A 19,293-nucleotide genomic window follows, 5' to 3' on the forward strand; every position below is an offset into this window, starting at 1 on the left:
AAAATGAAGAGACTTATCGGAGGGATTTTTGACGATAAATTACAAATTCACTCAAACGGATGGAGTGCGAACTTAAAGTAGTTTCTTAAGAGTAAGATTTTTTCGGTATTACCAAAGCGAATCTGCTATCGATTCAAGCAGGGGAGGAAAAAGGTGGAGAGTCGATCTGTAAGCCGGGTTCTGTCGAGGACAGTCATTCCTCTACGACGGCCATCACTGGACGCCTTTAGCAACCTACCCGGTTCCAACGCGGGCCGCGCCATATGGAACCCTATTTGGTCTTGCTCCGAGTGGGGTTTACCTAGCCACGAACTGTTACCAGACGTGCGGTGCGCTCTTACCGCACCTTTTCACCCTTACCGGTACCGAAGTACTTAGGCGGTTATTTTCTGTGGCACTTTCCGTAGGCTCGCGCCCCCCAGGCATTACCTGGCACTCTGCCCTATGGAGCCCGGACTTTCCTCCCCCCTCTTTTGCAGAACAAAAGAAGGCAGCGACTGTCCAATCGACTCTCCGCCGCGAAGGTTAACGGTAGAAAGGCTCAAGGACAAGCTTAAATAGAAAGAATGGCCAGGTGATATCACTCGCCTTTCTGTTTTTCCAAGGCAACTTGATACAGAACATTCTTGCGCACACCGGTAATTTCCGCAGCCAATGCAGCTGCTCGCTTGAGTGGCATTTCCGCAAGTAGCAGATCGAGCACACGCATAACCTCGGCACTGACGGCCTGCTCGTCCTCCGGCGCCACCCAACCGGCCACCAGCACCACGCATTCTCCGCGCTGCTGATTGCTGTCAGCCTCGACAAAGGCTCGCAACTCGGCCAGCGGCAAACCCTTGAGCGTCTCAAATGTCTTGGTCAACTCACGCGCCAACAGTGCCGGACGGTCAGCACCGAACACCGACTCCATATCCTGCAGGCACTCCAGGATCCGATGCGGTGCCTCGTAGAAGATCAGCGTGCGGGGCTCCTCCTTCAGCTGGCTCAGGCGCGACTTGCGCCCGACCGCCTTGGCCGGCAGAAACCCTTCAAAGATAAAACGATCGGACGGCAAGCCCGCTGCGGACAACGCCGCGATCAAGGCACACGCACCCGGGACCGGCACCACCGCGATACCCGCAGCACGTGCCTGCCGCACAAGGTGATAGCCCGGATCGGAAATCAACGGTGTGCCCGCATCGGAAATCAGCGCAACACTGTCACCCGCCTGCAGACGGGTGATGAAGCGATTACCCTCATCACGCTCATTGTGCTCATGGCAGGCAGCCAAGGGCGTGTTGATTCCGAAGTGCTGCAGCAACCGCACCGAGTGCCGGGTGTCTTCTGCAGCAATCAGCGCCACATCACTCAGAATCTTCAGGGCGCGAGCACTGATGTCATCCAGATTGCCAATTGGCGTGGCCACTACATACAGCGTACCGGCAGTGGAATTGGAAGCACCTGAAGCATCGGTCACAGCACACACCCGTCATCTAGATCAAAGGCGCCATTGTAGCCCGATCGCCAGCAACAATGCGTAACCAAGACCCGTCTGACGCGAAGCCGAACGACCTATAGTGAAGGTTTAGCGCCAGCGAGATCGCACCCGGGCAAGCGCTTGGGTACAATTGCAGGTTAATTTGATCGAGTAACAGGACATTTACATGATCGCAAGCCTGCGGCTGCTCTCAGCCCTCTGTCTCGCTGCCCTGCTGGCAGCCTGCGCCAGTTCGCCCTCATCAAGCCTGGGCGAGCTGCCACGCACTCCAGATGCCAGCATCGAGCAACTGCTCGACCAGGCCGCCACCAGCAAGACACCGGAAAAAGCCGCACTGCTGCGCCTGAGTGCAGCAGACCTGGCCCACACGCAAAAAGACAACGCGCGCGCCTCTCAGATTCTTGAGCAAGTGCCGCTGGAGTCACTCAAGCCAGCACAACAGGTATTTGCCAGCACCCTGGCCGCCGAACTGGCCATGAGCCGCAATCAGCCCAAAGCCGCACTCAGCGCCCTGAGCCATCCGAGCCTGGCACGCCTGAACGAGCTGCCAAAGGAGCAACAGGCACGCACCTACAGCGTGCGCGCCGCGGCCCTTGAGGCCGACGGCCAAACCCTGGCCGCTGCCCAGGAACGCGTTCAGCTGGCACCACTGCTTGAAGGTAATGCAGCCAGTGCCAACCATGAAGCCATCTGGAACCTGGTCGCCGCCTTGCCGAGCGAACAGCTGCAGAGCATCAGCATGGGCAACGACACCCTGGCCGGCTGGGCCAGCCTGGCCCTTGCCGTAAAAAACGCCGGTACCCTGGAGCAGCAACAAGCAGCCATCCAAGCCTGGCGCGGCCAACACAGTGAGCACCCTGCCGCCCTGCAGCTGCCATTGCCACTGGTCAAACTCAAGCAACTGGCTAGCCAGCCATTGACCAAAATTGCCCTGCTGCTGCCGCAGGAAGGCCCACTGGCGTCGGTCGCACGCGCCCTGCGTGACGGCTTCATGGCCGCCCACTTGCAAGCCCAGCAGGCCGGCCAGCAGCCACCCGCCATTCAGGTATTCGACAGCTCGCGCCTGACCTCCCTCGATGAGTTCTATCGCCAGGCGCAGGCTGCCGGCGTACAGCTGGTCATCGGCCCACTGGAAAAGCCACTGGTCAAGCAATTGAGTGCACGCACCCAACTGCCTATCACCACCCTCGCCCTGAACTACAGCGATGTCGGTCAGGGTAACCCGCCGCAACTGTTCCAATTCGGCCTGGCCGCCGAAGACGAGGCACGTGAAGTGTCGCGCCGTGCACGCGCCGACGGCATGCGCCGCGCTGCAGCCCTGGTGCCACGTGGCGAATGGGGCGACCGCGTACTCAAGGCCTTCCGTCAGGACTGGGAAGCCAAGGGCGGCACGCTGATCGCAGCCGAACATATCGACCAACCCGTTGCCCTCGCCCAGCAGATCGCCGAGCTGTTCCAACTGCGTCAGAGCGAAGGTCGCGCGAAGAGCCTGCAGAGCACGGTTGGTGGCAATGTTTCGGCACAACCGTCGCGCCGCCAGGACATCGACTTCATCTTCCTGGCCGCCACCCCGCAACAAGCCCAGCAGATCAAGCCGACCCTGAACTTCCAGTACGCCGGTGACGTTCCCGTGTATGCAACGTCGCACCTGTACAGCGCCTCGGGCGACGTCAACCAGTACAACGACATGAATGGCATTCGCTTCTGCGAAACCCCATGGCTGCTCGACACCGGCAACTCGCTGCGTCAGCAGGTCGTTCGCCAGTGGCCACAAGCGGGCGGGAGCCTGGGTCGTCTTTATGCAATGGGTATCGATGCCTACAGCCTTGCACCACGCCTGAGCCAACTCAAGGCCCTGCCAGATACCCGCATCGAAGGCTTCTCCGGCAGCCTGAGCATGAGCCCGAACCAGCGCATCGAACGCCAACTGCCTTGGGCCGAGTTCTCCGCTGGCCAGGTCAAACGCCTGCCCGATACACCGCGCTGATGCCCGACAGTTCGCGCCAAAAGGCCGGCCAAGCCGCCGAACAGCAGGCCCTGCAGTACCTTCAAGGGCAGGGTTTGCACCTGCTGGCGCAGAACTGGCGATGCAAACGCGGCGAGCTTGATCTGGTCATGCTCGACAGCGATACAGTAGTATTCGTCGAAGTTCGTTACCGGCTGCACACGAGCTTCGGCGGCGCACTCGGCAGTATCGATGCGCGCAAGCAGGAAAGACTGGCGCTTGCCGCCGAACATTTTCTGCAGCAGGAAGCTCGATGGGCCCAGCACCCCTGCCGATTCGATGTCATTGCCCTGCAAGGCAGCGGCCATGCAGGCCAGTCACTCGAATGGCTGAAAAATGCCTTTGAGTGCTGAACCCGCGCTTGGCAATGCATCTTTTGCCCACCGAACTCAATTTGCTCTTTGCTTCACGGGCTGCACAGTCATGTGCCGGGGTATCCGGCTTCCCGACGCGCCCGGCCAGCCGCCCCACTTAAGGTCACACTGATGGACATGCAATCCCGAATTCGCCAGCTTTTCCAGGCCAGCATCAACACCAAGCAACAGGCGATGGACGTCCTTGCACCTCACATTGAGCAAGCCAGCCAGGTCATGGTCAATGCCCTGCTCAACGAGGGCAAGATGCTCGCATGCGGCAACGGTGGATCGGCCGGAGATGCCCAGCACTTTTCCTCGGAACTGCTGAACCGTTTCGAACGTGAACGCCCAAGCCTGCCTGCAATCGCCCTGACGACCGACAGCTCGACCATCACCTCGATCGCCAATGACTACAGCTACAACGAGGTGTTCTCCAAACAGATCCGCGCCCTTGGCCAACCCGGCGATGTACTGCTGGCAATTTCGACCAGCGGTAACTCGGCAAACATTATTCAAGCGATCCAGGCCGCACATGATCGCGAAATGATTGTCGTAGCTCTGACTGGACGCGACGGTGGCGGCATGGCTTCGCTGCTGCTGCCAGAGGACGTCGAGATTCGCGTCCCGGCCGACGTCACCGCACGTATCCAGGAAGTCCACCTGCTGGCGATCCACTGTCTCTGCGATCTGATCGACAGCCAATTGTTTGGGAGTGAAGAATGACCGCAAAACGCCTGAGCCTGATGGCCCTGACCTTGTGCCTCGGCCTGAATGCCGGTTGCAGCTCGGTAATCAGCGCCAGCCGCGAAGCCCCGATCGAAGATGATCGCGGCACTCGCACACTGGGCAGCAAGATTGACGACTCGCTGATCGAAACCAAGGTGGCGGTGAACGTCGCCAAGGCCAGTCCAGACCTGGACAAGAATTCGCACATTGTCGTCAGCAGCTACAACGGCATCGTCCTGCTGGCCGGCCAGACCCCACGCGCCGACCTCAAGAGCCTCGCTGAACAGGCTGCAAGCCAGGTTCAGCGGGTCAAGAAAGTGCATAACGAACTGCAGGTCATCCAGCCCTCTTCGCTGCTCGCCCGCAACAATGACACCTGGCTGACCACGAAGATCAAAACCCAGATGCTGGCCGACGCCAACATACCTGGCTCACGCATCAAGGTGATCACTGAGAACGGCATCGTGTACCTGCTCGGCCTCATGACCCAACAAGAAGCCGCACGGGCGACCAGCCTGGTGCAGGGCGTGTCCGGGGTACAGAAGATCGTCAAGCTGTTCGAATACATCGACTGACCCCTGACCAGGTGCCCTGTCGGTTGCCTGATCGGCGGTACAGCGAGCACAAAAAAGGCGATCCCTCAGGATCGCCTTTTTTGTTACTTGACCACTTTCAAGCTAGGCCGGCCACTTGGACGCGGCGGCGGGTTATCGGTGTCATCGTCCGATTCATCCTCCCCCTCAAGCTCGTCATCGTCCATCAGAGGTGGCTCAAGCTCAAACACCATACCCTGACCATTCTCCCGAGCGTAAATGCCCAGAATCGCGCCTGTGGGCACGTAGAGGGTATGCGCGACACCACCAAAGCGCCCCTCGAAGCTCACGGCCTCGTTATCCATGTGCAAATGGCGCACTGCACTGGGCGAAATGTTCAGGACGATCTGACCATCACTGGCAAAACCTTGCGGCACCTGTACCGCCGGGTACTCGGCATTGACCAGCATATGCGGCGTGCAATCGTTATCCACGATCCACTCATACAACGCACGCACCAAATAAGGGCGACTGGAGTTCATAAACGGCTCCTTAAAACCTAACGCATTTCACGTTCAGCAGCGGACAGGCTCGCCTGGAAAGCTTCACGAGCGAACTGTCGCTCCATGTAGTCCAGCAGCGGTTTGGCCGGCCGCGGCAATTCGATACCCAACACCGGCAATCGCCAGAGTATGGGCAGTAGACAACAGTCGACCAGACTTTGCTCCTCGCTCAAGAAACAAGGTTTTTCAGCAAACAGCGGAGAAACGCCGGTCAGGCTCTCTCGCAGCTCTTTGCGCGCCTGGGCGCGCGCGCTGTCCTTGCTACGCGGATCGAGAATCAGGTCAACCAGCCCGCACCAGTCGCGCTGGATACGGTGTATCAGCAACCGACTGTTGGCCCTGGCCACCGGATACACCGGCAGCAACGGCGGGTGCGGATAACGCTCGTCGAGGTATTCCATCACCACGGTCGACTCGAACAACGCCAGATCGCGATCAACCAGCGTTGGCAGGCTGCCGTATGGGTTCACTTCAATCAGCTTCGCCGGTTGCTGGCCCGCTGGCACATCAATGATCTGGACACTGACCCCCTTCTCGGCGAGAACAAGGCGTACCCGATGAGAATAGTGGTCAGCGGGGTCGGAGTAGCAGGCTAACCGGTTGGTCACGCCCATGGTGATCCTCCTCGCGAATGTAATTATGAATGGTACAAATGCAAACGCGCCCTGCGGACACCCCTGCGTTGCAGAGGCGCCCCAGGGCGCGTTCAACTACCAGAAACTACTGCGTGATCAGTGCACGTCCTTCCAGTATTCGCGCTTGAGCAGGTAAGCGAATACGAAGAAGAAGGCCAGGTACAGCAGCACGTAAGTACCGATGCGCTGGCTTTCCAGTTTGACCGGGTTGGCCGAGTACGCCAGGAAGGTCACCAGATTCTTGACCTTCTCGTCGAACTGCTCTTCGTTCAGGGTACCGGATTTCGGCACGATGGTCAGCTGGTCGCATGCCTCATGCGTCAAAGGCGTGCCGGTCAGCGGGTCGAATTGCTTCTTGCCGTCGGTGACGATCTGAACCTGCTTGCAACCGATTACCTGCTTGCCCTGCAGCCCTACCAACACGTTAGGCATGCCCACGTTAGGGAAGATGGTGTTGTTCACACCCCAAGGACGCGCCTTGTCTTCATAGAAACCATGCAGGTAGCTGTAGAGCCAGTCCGTGCCACGCACCCGGGCAACCAGGGTCAGGTCGGGCGGCGCAGCACCAAACCAGGCCTTGGCATCATTAGGCTGCATGCCGACTTTCATGTGATCGCCGATCTTCGCACCGGTGAACACAAGCTTCTCGAGCATTAGCTCATGCGGGATACCGAGGTCGTCGGCAACGCGCTCATAGCGCTGGAACTTGGCGCTGTGGCAGCCCATGCAATAGTTTGCAAAGGTGCGCGCACCGTCCTGCAGAGCGGCCTTGTCAGTCAGATCGATATCAACCTTCTGCAGCTCGACGGTCTCGCCACCGGATGCAAAGGTCAACGAAGGCATCACTGCCAGAATCAATACTGCAAATAGCTTTTTCATCAGCCAGTCACCCTTTCCGGAACCGGTTTGGTCTTCTCAAGCCTGGTGTAGAACGGCATCAGAATGAAGTAGGCGAAGTACAGGAAGGTACATACCTGCGACAGTAAGGTACGACCCGGAGTCGGCGCCAGAACACCCAGCACACCCAGGATCACGAACGAAATGCAGAACACCACCAGCCAGATCTTGCTCAGCCAGCCTTTGTAACGCATCGATTTGACCGGGCTACGGTCAAGCCAAGGCAGTACGAACAGCACGGCAATGGCAGCACCCATGGCTACGACGCCAAGCAGCTTGTCAGGTACGGCACGCAGAATCGCGTAGAACGGTGTGAAGTACCAGACAGGCGCGATGTGCGCGGGTGTCTTGAAGGCGTTCGCCTGCTCAAAGTTCGGTTTCTCGAGGAAGTAACCGCCCATTTCCGGGAAGAAGAACACGATCAGACAGAAGACGAACAGGAAGACCACGACACCGACGATATCCTTGACGGTGTAGTACGGATGGAAAGGAATGCCGTCGAGCGGAACACCGTTCTCATCTTTGAGCTTCTTGATGTCAACGCCGTCCGGGTTGTTCGAACCCACTTCGTGCAGCGCCAGAATGTGCAGCACAACCAGGCCCAGGATAACGATGGGCAGGGCAATCACATGCAGGGCGAAGAAGCGGTTCAGGGTGATGCCGGAGATCAGGTAGTCACCACGAATCCACTGGGTGAGGTCGCCACCGATGACAGGGATCGCACCGAACAGCGAGATGATCACCTGGGCGCCCCAGTAGGACATCTGGCCCCATGGCAGCAGGTAACCCATGAAGGCTTCAGCCATCAGGGCCAGGTAGATCAGCATGCCGAAGATCCACACCAGCTCACGCGGCTTCTGGTAGGAACCGTAGAGCAGGCCGCGGAACATGTGCAGGTAGACGACGATAAAGAACGCCGATGCACCCGTAGAGTGCAGGTAACGCAGCACCCAGCCGTATTCGACGTCACGCATGATGTATTCGACGGAGGCGAAGGCCTCTTCCGCCGACGGCGTGAAGCTCATGGTCAGCCAGACACCCGTGACGATCTGGTTAACCAGCACCAACAGCGCCAGGGAGCCAAAGAAATAGAAGAAGTTGAAGTTCTTCGGCGCGTAGTACTTGCTGAGATGGTCTTCCCACATTTTGGTCGCGGGGAAGCGCGCATCAACCCAATCCATGAACTTACTCATCACGCTTTCTCCTGATCGACACCGACGACAATGATGTCGTCCGACTCATAAGAGTACGGCGGCACCGGCAGATTGAGCGGCGCTGGCTGAGACTTGTAGACCCGGCCCGCCAAATCGTAGTGGGAGCCGTGGCAAGGGCAGAAATAACCACCGACCCACTTCGGCCCTAGGTCGACGGGTGCCACTTCAGGGCGGAACGTCGGGGAGCAGCCCAAATGAGTGCAAAGACCAACCAGCACGAGAATTTCAGGCTTGATCGAGCGATTCGACGGATCAACGTACGTTGGCTGAACCGATGCCTTGGATTCCGGGTCAGAGAGATCGCCGGCAATCTTTTTCAGGTTGCCAAGAATTTCTTCTGTACGGCGAACGACGAAGACGGGCTGACCGCGCCACTCAGCAATTAGCTGCTGTCCTGGCTCGACCTTGGCGATATTGACCTTCACCGGTGCACCTGCGGCTTTCGCCTTGGCACTGGGGAACCATGACCCCACGAACGGGACCGCAGCCCCCACCGCTCCAGCAGCACCCACCACAGACGTGGCTGCTACTAGGAAGCGACGCCGGCCTGCATTGACGCCGTCATTGCTCATTCAGTCCTCTCCCATCAGCTTTGTGGCCTGTTGCAACAGGCATCTACTAAATAATTTCTGAACTGCGTAAAAATTTGCCGAATGGTAATTAAAAGACCCTGCTCTGACAAGGTGATTAGCCCGGCCAAAACCTTGGACCCCTTGCAGTGCTTGACTTGCATCTATGCGGCAAGTTGTCACACTGAAGTCCGACTCATGTATTCAAGACATAAAAAAAGCCCAGTTCCACCTGGAACTGGGCTTTTTTTGAATACTGCAGCGAATTAACGCTTGGAGTATTGCGGACGCTTACGTGCTTTACGCAGACCCACTTTCTTACGCTCGACTTCACGGGCGTCGCGGGTGACGTAGCCAGCACGACGCAGAGCGCCACGCAGGGTTTCGTCGTAGTCCATCAGAGCGCGAGTGATACCGTGACGGATAGCACCGGCTTGACCGCTGACACCACCACCGATAACGGTGACGTAGATGTCGAACTTCTCGGTGGTTTCAGTCAGTTCCAGCGGCTGGCGAACTACCATGCGCGCGGTTTCACGACCGAAAAACGTCTCGAGAGAACGGTTGTTGATGGAGATGTTACCAGTGCCCGGACGCAGGAAAACGCGAGCGGTTGCGGTCTTGCGACGGCCAGTGCCGTAATTTTGAGTCGCCGACATAATGAACTATTCCGTTAAATCTTCAGTTCTTGGGGCTGCTGAGCAGTATGAGGGTGAGTAGCGCCCGCATAGACTTTCAGCTTACGGTACATGTCGCGACCCAGTGGGTTCTTAGGCAGCATGCCTTTAACCGCGGTCTCGATCACGCGCTCTGGGGCCTTGGCGATCAACTTCTCGAAGTTGATTTCCTTGATACCGCCCGGGAAGCCGGAGTGGGAGTAGTACATTTTGTCCGAAGTTTTGGCGCCAGTAACACGCACCTGCTCGGCATTGATAACGACGATGTAGTCGCCGGTGTCAACGTGAGGGGTGTATTCTGGTTTGTGCTTGCCACGCAGACGGCTAGCGATTTCGGTAGCCAGACGACCCAGGGTCTGACCAGCGGCGTCAACTACGAACCAGTCGCGCTTTACTGTTTCCGGTTTAGCAGTAAAAGTTTTCATTCTTTATAGCCTCAGAGGCCGCCCAGCGAAAATAAGACGGCAGATCTTACTGGATAGTGCGCACCTTGACAAGTCAAGGACACAGCCGCACACGGACGCTATCGGGGGCTCGGGTCAGCGCGTCCAATATTCGGCAGGGTTCTTCGGTACGCGGGGCATCACTTCCGCAGTACAGAGAGGGGCTGAATTATCCAGATTGCGAAAAAAAATTCAACCTGCTTTTATGCTTCTTTTGCCTTGGGAGATGCAAATGGACTACCGCAAACTGGGCCGCAGCGACCTCAATGTAAGCGCCCTGTGCCTGGGCACCATGACCTGGGGCGAGCAAAACAGCCAGGCCGAAGCCTTCGCCCAGATCGAACGAGCCAAGGCAGCCGGCATCAATTTCATCGACACCGCGGAAATGTACCCCGTGCCCCCACGCCCGGAAACCTATGCCGCCACCGAGCAAATCATCGGTAACTGGTTCAAGCAGCAAGGTGACCGCGCGGACTGGATTCTCGCCAGCAAGGTGGCCGGCCCAGGCAATGGCATCAGCCACATTCGTGACGGCCAACTGAAGCACAATCGCCAACACATCGTTGCCGCGCTAGACGATAGCCTCAAGCGCCTGCAGACCGACTGGATCGACCTTTACCAACTGCATTGGCCAGAGCGCAGTACCAACTTTTTCGGCAAGCTGGGCTACCAGCACCTGCCAAACGACCACTTCACCCCGCTGGAAGAAACCCTCGAAGTCCTTGACGAGCAGGTCAAGGCCGGCAAGATCCGTCATATTGGTCTATCCAACGAAACGCCATGGGGCACCATGAAGTTCCTGCAGCTGGCAGAAAGCCGTGGCTGGCCCAGGGCGGTCTCCATACAGAACCCCTACAACCTGCTCAACCGCAGCTTTGAAGTCGGCCTGGCGGAAGTCGCCATCCGCGAGCAGTGCGGCTTGCTGGCCTACTCGCCCCTGGCCTTTGGCATGCTCTCGGGCAAGTACGAGAACGGTGCACGCCCTGCCAAGGGTCGCCTGACACTGTTCAGCCGCTTCTCTCGCTACTCCAACCCACAGACCGTGGCGGCCTGTAGCCGCTATGTGGCACTGGCCCGCGAACACGGCCTGGACCCGGCACAGATAGCACTGGCTTTCGTCACCCAGCAACCCTTTGTCACCAGCAACATCATCGGTGCCACGTCCCTGAAGCAACTGGACAGCAACCTGGCCAGCCATGAACTCAGGTTGAGTGATGAGCTGCTGGCCAGCATTGAAGCCATCCACCAGGACCAGCCGAACCCCGCACCGTAGAGGGTAACAGCGTGCCCGCGCCAAACGCGGGTACGCAGGGTAGACATCACCGGCAAAAAATAAGACGATCCAGCCGGTGATTGACCACTTTCCCCTATAAGAATAACGAAATGATCTTTACCCAACCCTCCGCGTCCCTGCGGCGCGTCAGCATTCTGGCCATCGACAAGGTGTTCGCTTCAACCCTGATGCAGGCCAAGGATTTCTTCCATCTGGCCAGCCTGCGTTATGGCAAGCAACTGGGCCTGGGCCTCAAGCCCATGTTCGAAACACGCCTGGTCAGCCCTGACGGCAAACCTGTAAGCAGCTTCAGCGATGTGCTGGTGCCCGTAGACGGCGGCCTGGAACAGGCCGATATCATCATCCTGCCGGCGTTCTGGGATGACTTCGATGCCCTGTGCCAGCGCTACCCACAGGTCCTGCCCTGGCTACGTGAGCAACACGCCGCCGGCGCTGTCCTCTGCGGTGAAGCCAGCGGTGTGTTCTGGCTGGCCGAAGCCGGGCTGCTCGACGGCAAGGAAGCCACCACCTACTGGCGCTTTTTCAACCAGTTCGCGGAGCGCTTCCCCAAGGTCAGCCTCAATCAGGACAAACACCTGACCGATGCCGACAACCTGTACTGCGCGGGTGGCCCCACTTCAGCATGCGATCTCTACATTTACCTGATCGAGCGCTTCTGCGGCTCCAATGTGGCCCAGGCGGTCTCCCGTGACATTCTCTACGAGGTGCAGCGCAGCTATACGCCGGGACGCATGGGGTTTGGTGGGCAGAAACTGCATCAGGACCTGATCATTCTACAAATCCAGCAATGGCTCGAAGAGCACTTTGCCGACAAGTTCCGTTTTGAGGACGTGGCACGCAACCACGGCATGAGCATTCGCAATTTCATGCGTCGCTTCCAGAGCGCCACGGGCGATAAGCCGCTGCACTACCTGCAGCGCCTGCGGATCGAAACAGCCAAGGGTTTGCTGTCCGGTACGCGCAAGAGCATCAAGACCATCAGCTATGAGGTGGGGTATGACGATGCGAGCTTCTTCGCACGGCTGTTCCGCCAGCACACGGCACTGTCACCCAACCAGTACCGCCAGCAGTTCATGCAGGAAGCGTAAGCAGCACACAGGCTAGCCTGTCCCGCAGCACAGCGTGCTCAGTGCGGGATCAGGCTTCGCCAGCGATGGGTTGTTTCCTGATTAAGGACGATGTGCCCGGGCCAGGAACTCGTGGGACTGCATCTCGAGCAACCGGCTCAAGGTACGCTGGAACTCGAAGCTCAAGCGCCCACCGGTATACAGGTCCTTCAGCTCGACCTCGGCAGAGATGATCAGCTTCACGTTACGGTCATAGAATTCATCGACCATGTTGATGAAGCGCCGAGCGATATCGTCAGTCGCCACGCCCATCTGCTCGACGCCGCTGAGCAGCACCGCATGAAAGATCTTGCCCAGTTCGATGTAGTCGTTCTGGCTGCGCGGGCCGTCACACAGCTCGCGGAAGTCGAACCAGGCGACGTCATCACAGGTACGCAGTGCACGAATTTCACGGTTCTCGATGATCAGCACGTCACCCTCGACAGCCTGGGTGCATTCCGGCGTCAGGGCACGGAAACTCTTGCGCAGGCTCTCATGAGCCGCCTCATCGAGTGGGTAATGGAACAGCTCGGCTTGCTCCAGATGACGCAGACGATAGTCGACGCCACTGTCGACGTTGACGATCTCGGTGTTCTGCTTGATCAGGGCAATGGCCGGAAGGAAGCGCGCACGCTGCAGACCGTCCTTGTACAGACCATCGGGGACAATGTTGGACGTTGCCACCAGCGTAACGCCGTTCTTGAACAGTTCTTCCATCAGGGTGCCGAGGATCATCGCGTCGGTGATGTCGGAAACGAAGAACTCGTCGAAGCAAATCACCCGCGCTTCTTCAGAGAAACGCTTGGCAATGATGGTCAGCGGGTTTTTCTCGCCCTTGAGGGTTTTCATTTCCTCGTGGACCCGCTTCATGAAGCGGTGGAAGTGCGTGCGCACCTTCTGCTTGAACGGCAGCGCCTCGAAGAAGGTATCGACCAGGTAGGTCTTGCCCCGCCCTACCCCACCCCAAAAATACAGGCCCTTTACAGGCGTCTGGTCTTTCTTGCCAAACAGCTTGCCAAACACGCCTGGCTTGCTGTTCTGCGCCGCGATCAAATCGTCATACAGGCGCTGGAGGTGACGCACCGCTGTTTCCTGCGCCGCATCATGGAAGAATTCGGGACGTTTCAGATCTGCTTGATATCGTTCTAGGGGCGTCATAATTCGTTAGCAAGGCAACAAAAGCGGGCCGTCACTGTAGCGACGGCCCCGGTTATTGGCAATCAGACTTCCGATAGCCTGTTTAGTCCTGTTGTGGCTGCAAGGCCACACGCAAGCTCTCAATGGCAACATCGCGAGCCGCTGCGTCGCTGAACTGCGGGCCGTCGGCGACACATTCGCCTTCCAGCCAGAGGCTGAAGCCCAGGCCTTCACTGCGTACATCCAGTGCTTGCCCCCGCTGCAGTTGCTTGGTCACCGCACCGGCCGTCTTGCCATCGGCAAAGTTGCGCGACAGCAGCAGCTGCTCACCATCGGCGGCCAGCAGACGGAAGCGGAAGCTGCCATCATCCTCACGGAAGCTGACGAAGCGCGCAGCCTTGGCAGCCTTTTTCTTGACCTCGGCAGGCCCCTGCACGATGTTACGGAACGAGCGCAGGCCTACCGCCTCACGCAGCTGTTCAAGGAAAGGCGTTGCCACCTTGCGCGCTTTCTGTGCACCGGCCAGCAGGATGTCTTCCAGATCGGCTGGACGTGCGATCAGTTGATGGTAGCGCTCACGCGCTTCGCTCAACTGGCCATCGAGCAACTGGAACAGGCGCTGCTTGGCTTCACCCCAGCCCAGGCCCTGCAGCAGCTCAGTACGGAATTCTGCCGCCTGATCCGGTGTAGAGAACGCCTGGTACAAGGTGAACAGGTGGGCATTGTCCGGGTCCTTCGCTTCACCCGGCGCACGCGAGTCGGTGACGATGCGCGAGATCGCGTCTTTCATCTCCTTGGCACTGCTGAAAAGCGGGATGGTGTTGTCGTAGCTCTTGGACATCTTGCGCCCGTCGAGGCCTGGCAGGGTCGCCACGCTTTCCTCGATCAGCGCTTCAGGCATGACAAAGAATTCCTTGCCCTGGCCGAACAGGTGGTTAAACCGCTGACCAATGTCACGCGCCATTTCCACGTGCTGAATCTGGTCACGGCCCACCGGCACCTTGTGCGCATTGAACATCAGGATGTCAGCGGCCATCAGCACCGGGTAGCTGTAAAGGCCCATGCTGATACCGGCATCCGGGTCTTCGCCGTTCTCCAGGTTCTTGTCCACGGACGCCTTGTAGGCGTGGGCGCGATTGAGCAAACCCTTGGCGGCGACACAGGTCAACAGCCAGGTCAGCTCTGGAATTTCAGGGATATCGGACTGACGGTAGAACGTGACCCGCTCAGGATCCAGACCACCGGCCAGCCAGGTCGCTGCGATTTCCAGGCGCGAGCGCTGGATGCGCTGCGGGTCATCGCACTTGATCAGGGCGTGGTAGTCGGCCAGAAAGTAGAACGAGTCGACATTGTCCTGGCGGCTGGCCAGGATCGCCGGGCGGATGGCACCAGCGTAGTTGCCCAGGTGGGGCGTGCCCGTGGTGGTGATACCGGTAAGGATACGAGTGGTCATGGGTAATCGCTTATCAGGCTTGTATCAGTTCGAAAGGCGCGGCAGCACCAGATCCTTGAGGTCGGTCAGCTTGCCATGAAAAAAGTGTCCGCATTCTGCCACTTTCAGCAGCTCATGGGGGCGTGACAGTGCGGCAGACCAGTCATAGACCCATTGCGGCGCAACCACTTCGTCGGTATCAGGCTGAATCACGATCAGCGGGCAGTCTTGCGGCAGCACATCATTCGCGCTCAGGCGCATGACCGCCGGGGCTACCATGAACAGCCGGGCCAGCGGCACGCCCGCCGCTTCCAGGCGACCGCCAAGGCTGGCGGCGACAAAACCACCGAAGGAAAAGCCGAACAGCGTCAAAGGCAATTCGGGATGTTTCTCGCGCACCCAGGCGGCCACCGCCTGAGCGTCATCGACTTCACCAGTGCCCATATCATGGCTGCCGGCGCTGGCACCGACGCCGCGATAATTGAAGCGCACCGTGATGTAACCCGCATCACGCGCCGTACGCTGCAAGGTGGAAACCACCTTGTTGAGCATGGTACCGCCCTGAACGGGGTTAGGGTGGCAGAGCAAGGCCACGCCACGGGCGTCAGCGGCATCGAGGTAAAGGGCTTCGAGCTGGCCAACCGGGCCATCGATGAATACGGGGGTTTCGCGGATAAGCAAGGAAGAACTCCGTGACCTCGGAAAGGGTCGACTCGTCTAGCTGAATGATTCTGTCTGAGATATTTGCGATAGTTCGCGGTATACAGCGCAGGTCCGAGCCGTTAACGTAAAGCAAAGCCGTTTATAGAGGAAGGACTCGTGGAACTCTCGCTCTTAGTTTGGTTGTTGCCGACCCTAGCCCTGGCAGTAGGTGTCGTCGTTGGTTTTCTGGTCGCTCGCCTGCTGCCCAATGCCGCGCCGAGCAGCACCCAGCGGCAGCTGGACGAAATCCAGGAACGTTTCGACAATTATCAGAACGAAGTGGTCACCCACTTCAACAGCACTGCAGCGCTGGTGAAAAAACTCACTCAAAGCTATCAGGATGTTCAGGACCATCTGACTGAAGGCGCCAACCGCCTGGCCCTGGACGAACTCACCCGTCAACGCCTGCTGGCCTCGCTGCACGCCGAAACACCACAGGCACCTCGCGAGCGCCTGACGCCTCCGCGCGATCAGGAAGCGCCGAAGGACTACGCACCGAAGACGCCAAACGCCCCGGGCATGCTCGACGAGCATTACGGGCTCAAGCGCAACTGAGCCCCCAAAGGGCCTTTGCAAGGCCCCTCAGGTTGCTGACGACCCCCGCTCTTTAGCGGGGGTTCTTTTATTAGGCCAAAGACATTCTGGCGCTAATCCCTCGCCGCGCACTTGCTGACACCCGCCAGAACCATCGCAGGCAAGCCTGTTCCCACAGAAAAAGCGGTGCCCTGCTCGGATCCCTGTGGGAGTTGGCTTGCCAACGATGCAAGCGCCGCGCATTCGCTGGCACACGCGGGCAAGCCGTTGCAGGCAGGAAACGCATTTTCAGGTCCGACAAGCGGGTCAGCTGTACCACGGTGCGGTCTCGCTACAGGCGGGATACCGCGCTACAGCCTGCTCCAGCACACGCGGCGCCAACGACCCGGCCTGCACCAAGCTATGCAGACTGGCCAGGACAATACTGAAGCGGTCGACCTCAAAGAACCGACGCAACTGCTGCCGCGTATCACTACGGCCAAACCCGTCAGTGCCCAACGTGACATAAGGTGCCGACAGGTACTCGGCAATCAACTGCGGCCAGGCTCGCACATAGTCAGTGGCGGCAATGATCGGTGCGCTGCCGCCCAGGCACTGCTGCAGGTGACTAGCCTCTACCCCCGACTCCGCGAACCGTCCAGCACGTTGCGTATCACGTGCATCGCGAGCCAGCTCACTGAAACTGGTGACACTGAACACCTCGCTCTCAACCTGCCACTCGCTTGCCAGCAGCTCACTGGCGGCGATCACCTCACGCAGAATCGCCCCGGAGCCCAGCAGACGTACACGCCCTGCAGCGTGCTCCAGCGAGTGCTCAGTGAACCGGTACATGCCCCGCAATACACCCGCATGAACGGCGTCGGACAGCGAAGGCTGTGGATAACTCTCGTTCATCACGGCAATGTAGTGAAACTCGTCGCACTGCTCACCGAGCATCCGCCGTGCAGCATGCTCCAGGATGACCGCCAACTCGCCCGCAAAGCATGGTTCCCAGGCCCGGCAATTGGGCACCATCGACGCCATCACCAGGCTGGAGCCATCCTGATGCTGCAGGCCTTCACCACCCAGCGTGGTACGCCCGGCAGTAGCTCCCAGCAGGATGCCCCGGGCACGTTGGTCGGCGGCGGCCCAGATCAGGTCGCCCACCCGCTGGAAACCGAACATCGAGTAGTAGATATACACAGGCAACATCGGTTCGCCATGCACCGCATATGAAGTGGCAGCAGCAACCCAGGACGACAATGCTCCGGCTTCGGTAATGCCCTCCTCCAACAACTGACCGTCCTGTGCCTCTTTGTAGAACAGCAGTGAACCGGCATCCTCCGGCTCGTAGCGCTGCCCTTGCGGGGAGTAGATACCAATCTGCCGGAACAGGCTGGCCATACCAAAGGTTCGCGCTTCATCAGCCACGATCGGCACGATGCGCGGCCCCAGCTCCGGCGCTTTCAACCAAGCGCTGAGCACACGAACCGCCGCCATGGTGGTGGACATTTCCTTGCCTTCAGCCTGCAGCGCAAACCCTGCCCAAGCCTCCAGCGAAGGTACCGGTATCGACCGAACCTCACTGCGGCGCGCCGGCAAAAAGCCTCCTAGTGCTGCACGACGCGCGTGCAGATAGCGCATTTCCGGGCTGTCCTCAGGCGGACGGTAGAAACGCAACTGTTCGACATCAGCATCCGAGAGCGGCAGATTGAAGCGGTCGCGATAGGCCAGCAGGGCCTGCACATCGAGTTTCTTCGCCTGGTGCGCAGTCATCCGCGACTCACCGGCAGCACTCATGCCATAGCCCTTCTTGGTCTTGGCCAGGATCACTGTTGGCCGCCCCTTACAGGCCTTGGCCGCAGCAAAGGCGGCATACAGCTTGCGAAAATCGTGGCCGCCCCGCTTCAGAGCATTGATCTCGGCGGAGCTCATGTGCGCGACCAACTGCTGCAACGCCGGGCTTTGATTGAAGAAATGCTCAAGGTTATAGGCGCCGTCATTGGCTCCCAAGGTCTGAAACTGCCCGTCCGGGGTCGCCGCAAGTTGGCGTAACAATACATGCTCACTGTCGCGGGCGAACAAGGCATCCCACTCTGAACCCCAGAGCACCTTGATGACCTGCCAGCCGGCACCGCTGAACAGGGCTTCCAACTCCTGAACAATCTGTCCATTGCCCCGTACCGGCCCGTCCAGGCGTTGCAGGTTGCAGTTGACCACGAATGTCAGGTTATCCAGTTGCTCACGGGCCGCCAGGGTCAGCCCGGCAATGGACTCCGGCTCGTCCATTTCACCATCGCCGAACACCCCCCAGACATGCCGAGCACGCGTATCCGCCAAGCCTCGGTGCTGCAGGTAACGCATGAAACGCGCTTGGTAAATCGCACTGATTGGGCCGATTCCCATCGAACCGGTAGGGAACTGCCAGAAGTCAGGCATCAACCAAGGATGCGGATAAGAGCACAGGCCGCCACCCTCGACCTCCTGCCGATAGCGCGACAGTTGCGCCTCGCTCAGACGCCCTTCAAGGAACGCCCGGGCGTAAACGCCAGGGGCTGAATGCGGCTGAAAAAACACCAAATCGGCGTGCTGACGCTCACCCCCCTTGAAGAAATGCTGGAAACCAACCTCGAAAATTTCCGCTGCCGACGCGTAGCTGGCGATATGCCCACCCAGGTCACCGTAGGCATGGTTGGCCCGAACCACCATTGCCAAGGCGTTCCAGCGCAACAAACGGGTAATCCGCTCTTCAATTTCCAGATCGCCAGGATAGGTACCTTGCTGCTCTAGCGACAAGGTGTTGCGGTACGCCGAATACGCGTGAACACCGCGCTCAAGGCCCAACTCACGGGCGTGGGCCTCCAGTTGCTCCAGCAGAAATCGCGCACGCGTCGGGCCACAATGCCGCAAGGTCGAGTCCAGCGCATCGAGCCACTCGGCTGTTTCACCGGGGTCGGAATCAACCTCCGGGTCATGTCCAGGCTGCCCTGCCATACCGTCGCCAGACACAAGGT

Annotated in this window: 19 protein-coding genes and 1 other RNA gene; 7 read left to right on the forward strand and 13 right to left on the reverse strand. The window is 59.0% G+C overall.

Annotated features, from left to right (window positions below):
• Positions 1 to 153: 153 nt before the first annotated feature.
• Positions 154 to 513: RNase P RNA component class A (gene rnpB, locus IE038_RS15400), an RNA gene on the reverse strand.
• A 67-nt stretch (positions 514 to 580) separates the two neighbouring features.
• Positions 581 to 1,456: a 16S rRNA (cytidine(1402)-2'-O)-methyltransferase gene (rsmI, locus tag IE038_RS15405; RefSeq protein ID WP_163931869.1), complete on the reverse strand. Its 876-nt coding sequence runs from the start codon at positions 1,454 to 1,456 to the stop codon at positions 581 to 583.
• Positions 1,457 to 1,643: 187 nt separating this feature from the next.
• Here rsmI and IE038_RS15410 point away from each other — a divergent pair, with 187 nt between their 5' ends.
• The 4 genes from IE038_RS15410 to IE038_RS15425 all read left to right on the forward strand — a co-directional run bounded on the left by IE038_RS15410 (position 1,644) and on the right by IE038_RS15425 (position 5,139).
• Positions 1,644 to 3,464: a penicillin-binding protein activator gene (locus IE038_RS15410; RefSeq protein ID WP_163931872.1), complete on the forward strand. Its 1,821-nt coding sequence runs from the start codon at positions 1,644 to 1,646 to the stop codon at positions 3,462 to 3,464.
• Positions 3,464 to 3,835, forward strand: a complete 372-nt coding sequence (locus IE038_RS15415; RefSeq protein ID WP_163931875.1) for a YraN family protein — start codon at positions 3,464 to 3,466, stop codon at positions 3,833 to 3,835. Before IE038_RS15410 ends, IE038_RS15415 begins: the two co-directional genes overlap by 1 nt.
• Positions 3,836 to 3,967: 132 nt before the next feature.
• On the forward strand, positions 3,968 to 4,561 hold the full coding sequence (locus IE038_RS15420) for a phosphoheptose isomerase (protein WP_065758902.1): 594 nt from the start codon (positions 3,968 to 3,970) through the stop codon (positions 4,559 to 4,561).
• A complete protein-coding gene (locus IE038_RS15425) occupies positions 4,558 to 5,139 on the forward strand; it encodes a BON domain-containing protein (protein WP_163931878.1) in 582 nt (193 codons plus the stop codon). The genes IE038_RS15420 and IE038_RS15425 overlap by 4 nt, the downstream gene beginning before the upstream one ends.
• An 83-nt stretch (positions 5,140 to 5,222) precedes the next feature.
• Here IE038_RS15425 and IE038_RS15430 read toward each other — a convergent pair whose 3' ends face one another.
• The 7 genes from IE038_RS15430 to rplM form a co-directional block, all read right to left on the reverse strand.
• The gene (locus IE038_RS15430; protein WP_163931881.1) at positions 5,223 to 5,639 is read right to left on the reverse strand and encodes a ClpXP protease specificity-enhancing factor; all 417 of its coding nucleotides are present in this window, start codon (positions 5,637 to 5,639) and stop codon (positions 5,223 to 5,225) included.
• 17 nt (positions 5,640 to 5,656) lie between these two features.
• Positions 5,657 to 6,274: a glutathione S-transferase N-terminal domain-containing protein gene (locus IE038_RS15435; RefSeq protein WP_065761948.1), complete on the reverse strand. Its 618-nt coding sequence runs from the start codon at positions 6,272 to 6,274 to the stop codon at positions 5,657 to 5,659.
• 117 nt (positions 6,275 to 6,391) lie between these two features.
• The gene (locus IE038_RS15440; RefSeq protein ID WP_189395879.1) at positions 6,392 to 7,174 is read right to left on the reverse strand and encodes a cytochrome c1; all 783 of its coding nucleotides are present in this window, start codon (positions 7,172 to 7,174) and stop codon (positions 6,392 to 6,394) included.
• Positions 7,174 to 8,385: a cytochrome b gene (locus IE038_RS15445; RefSeq protein ID WP_163931884.1), complete on the reverse strand. Its 1,212-nt coding sequence runs from the start codon at positions 8,383 to 8,385 to the stop codon at positions 7,174 to 7,176. The genes IE038_RS15440 and IE038_RS15445 overlap by 1 nt, the downstream gene beginning before the upstream one ends.
• Complete coding sequence (gene petA, locus IE038_RS15450; RefSeq protein ID WP_163931887.1) at positions 8,385 to 8,978, reverse strand: ubiquinol-cytochrome c reductase iron-sulfur subunit; 594 nt, start codon at positions 8,976 to 8,978, stop codon at positions 8,385 to 8,387. Before petA ends, IE038_RS15445 begins: the two co-directional genes overlap by 1 nt.
• 263 nt (positions 8,979 to 9,241) lie before the next feature.
• Complete coding sequence (gene rpsI / locus IE038_RS15455) at positions 9,242 to 9,634, reverse strand: 30S ribosomal protein S9 (RefSeq protein ID WP_163931891.1); 393 nt, start codon at positions 9,632 to 9,634, stop codon at positions 9,242 to 9,244.
• Between the two features lie 14 nt (positions 9,635 to 9,648).
• Entirely contained in the window at positions 9,649 to 10,077 is a 429-nt protein-coding gene (gene rplM, locus IE038_RS15460; RefSeq protein ID WP_009404632.1) for a 50S ribosomal protein L13, read from the reverse strand.
• Positions 10,078 to 10,327: 250 nt separating this feature from the next.
• Here rplM and IE038_RS15465 point away from each other — a divergent pair, with 250 nt between their 5' ends.
• Entirely contained in the window at positions 10,328 to 11,368 is a 1,041-nt protein-coding gene (locus IE038_RS15465; protein ID WP_163931894.1) for an NADP(H)-dependent aldo-keto reductase, read from the forward strand.
• A gap of 212 nt (positions 11,369 to 11,580) precedes the next feature.
• Complete coding sequence (locus IE038_RS15470; protein WP_163931940.1) at positions 11,581 to 12,477, forward strand: GlxA family transcriptional regulator; 897 nt, start codon at positions 11,581 to 11,583, stop codon at positions 12,475 to 12,477.
• Positions 12,478 to 12,558: 81 nt separating this feature from the next.
• Here IE038_RS15470 and zapE read toward each other — a convergent pair whose 3' ends face one another.
• The 3 genes from zapE to IE038_RS15485 form a co-directional block, all read right to left on the reverse strand.
• Complete coding sequence (gene zapE / locus IE038_RS15475; RefSeq protein ID WP_163931897.1) at positions 12,559 to 13,653, reverse strand: cell division protein ZapE; 1,095 nt, start codon at positions 13,651 to 13,653, stop codon at positions 12,559 to 12,561.
• 82 nt (positions 13,654 to 13,735) lie between these two features.
• Positions 13,736 to 15,085: a tryptophan--tRNA ligase gene (locus tag IE038_RS15480; RefSeq protein WP_163931901.1), complete on the reverse strand. Its 1,350-nt coding sequence runs from the start codon at positions 15,083 to 15,085 to the stop codon at positions 13,736 to 13,738.
• A 24-nt stretch (positions 15,086 to 15,109) separates the two neighbouring features.
• On the reverse strand, positions 15,110 to 15,745 hold the full coding sequence (locus IE038_RS15485) for an alpha/beta hydrolase (protein ID WP_163931904.1): 636 nt from the start codon (positions 15,743 to 15,745) through the stop codon (positions 15,110 to 15,112).
• 138 nt (positions 15,746 to 15,883) lie between these two features.
• Here IE038_RS15485 and IE038_RS15490 point away from each other — a divergent pair, with 138 nt between their 5' ends.
• Entirely contained in the window at positions 15,884 to 16,321 is a 438-nt protein-coding gene (locus IE038_RS15490) for a Z-ring associated ZapG family protein (RefSeq protein WP_102052796.1), read from the forward strand.
• A gap of 285 nt (positions 16,322 to 16,606) precedes the next feature.
• On the opposite strand, the gene mdeB is transcribed toward IE038_RS15490, so the two are convergent.
• Entirely contained in the window at positions 16,607 to 19,273 is a 2,667-nt protein-coding gene (mdeB, locus tag IE038_RS15495) for an alpha-ketoglutarate dehydrogenase (RefSeq protein WP_229775679.1), read from the reverse strand.
• Between the last annotated feature and the right edge of the window lie 20 nt (positions 19,274 to 19,293).

This window comes from Pseudomonas laurentiana, assembly GCF_014648275.1.
In the GTDB taxonomy this organism is placed as follows: Bacteria; Pseudomonadota; Gammaproteobacteria; order Pseudomonadales; family Pseudomonadaceae; genus Aquipseudomonas; species Aquipseudomonas laurentiana.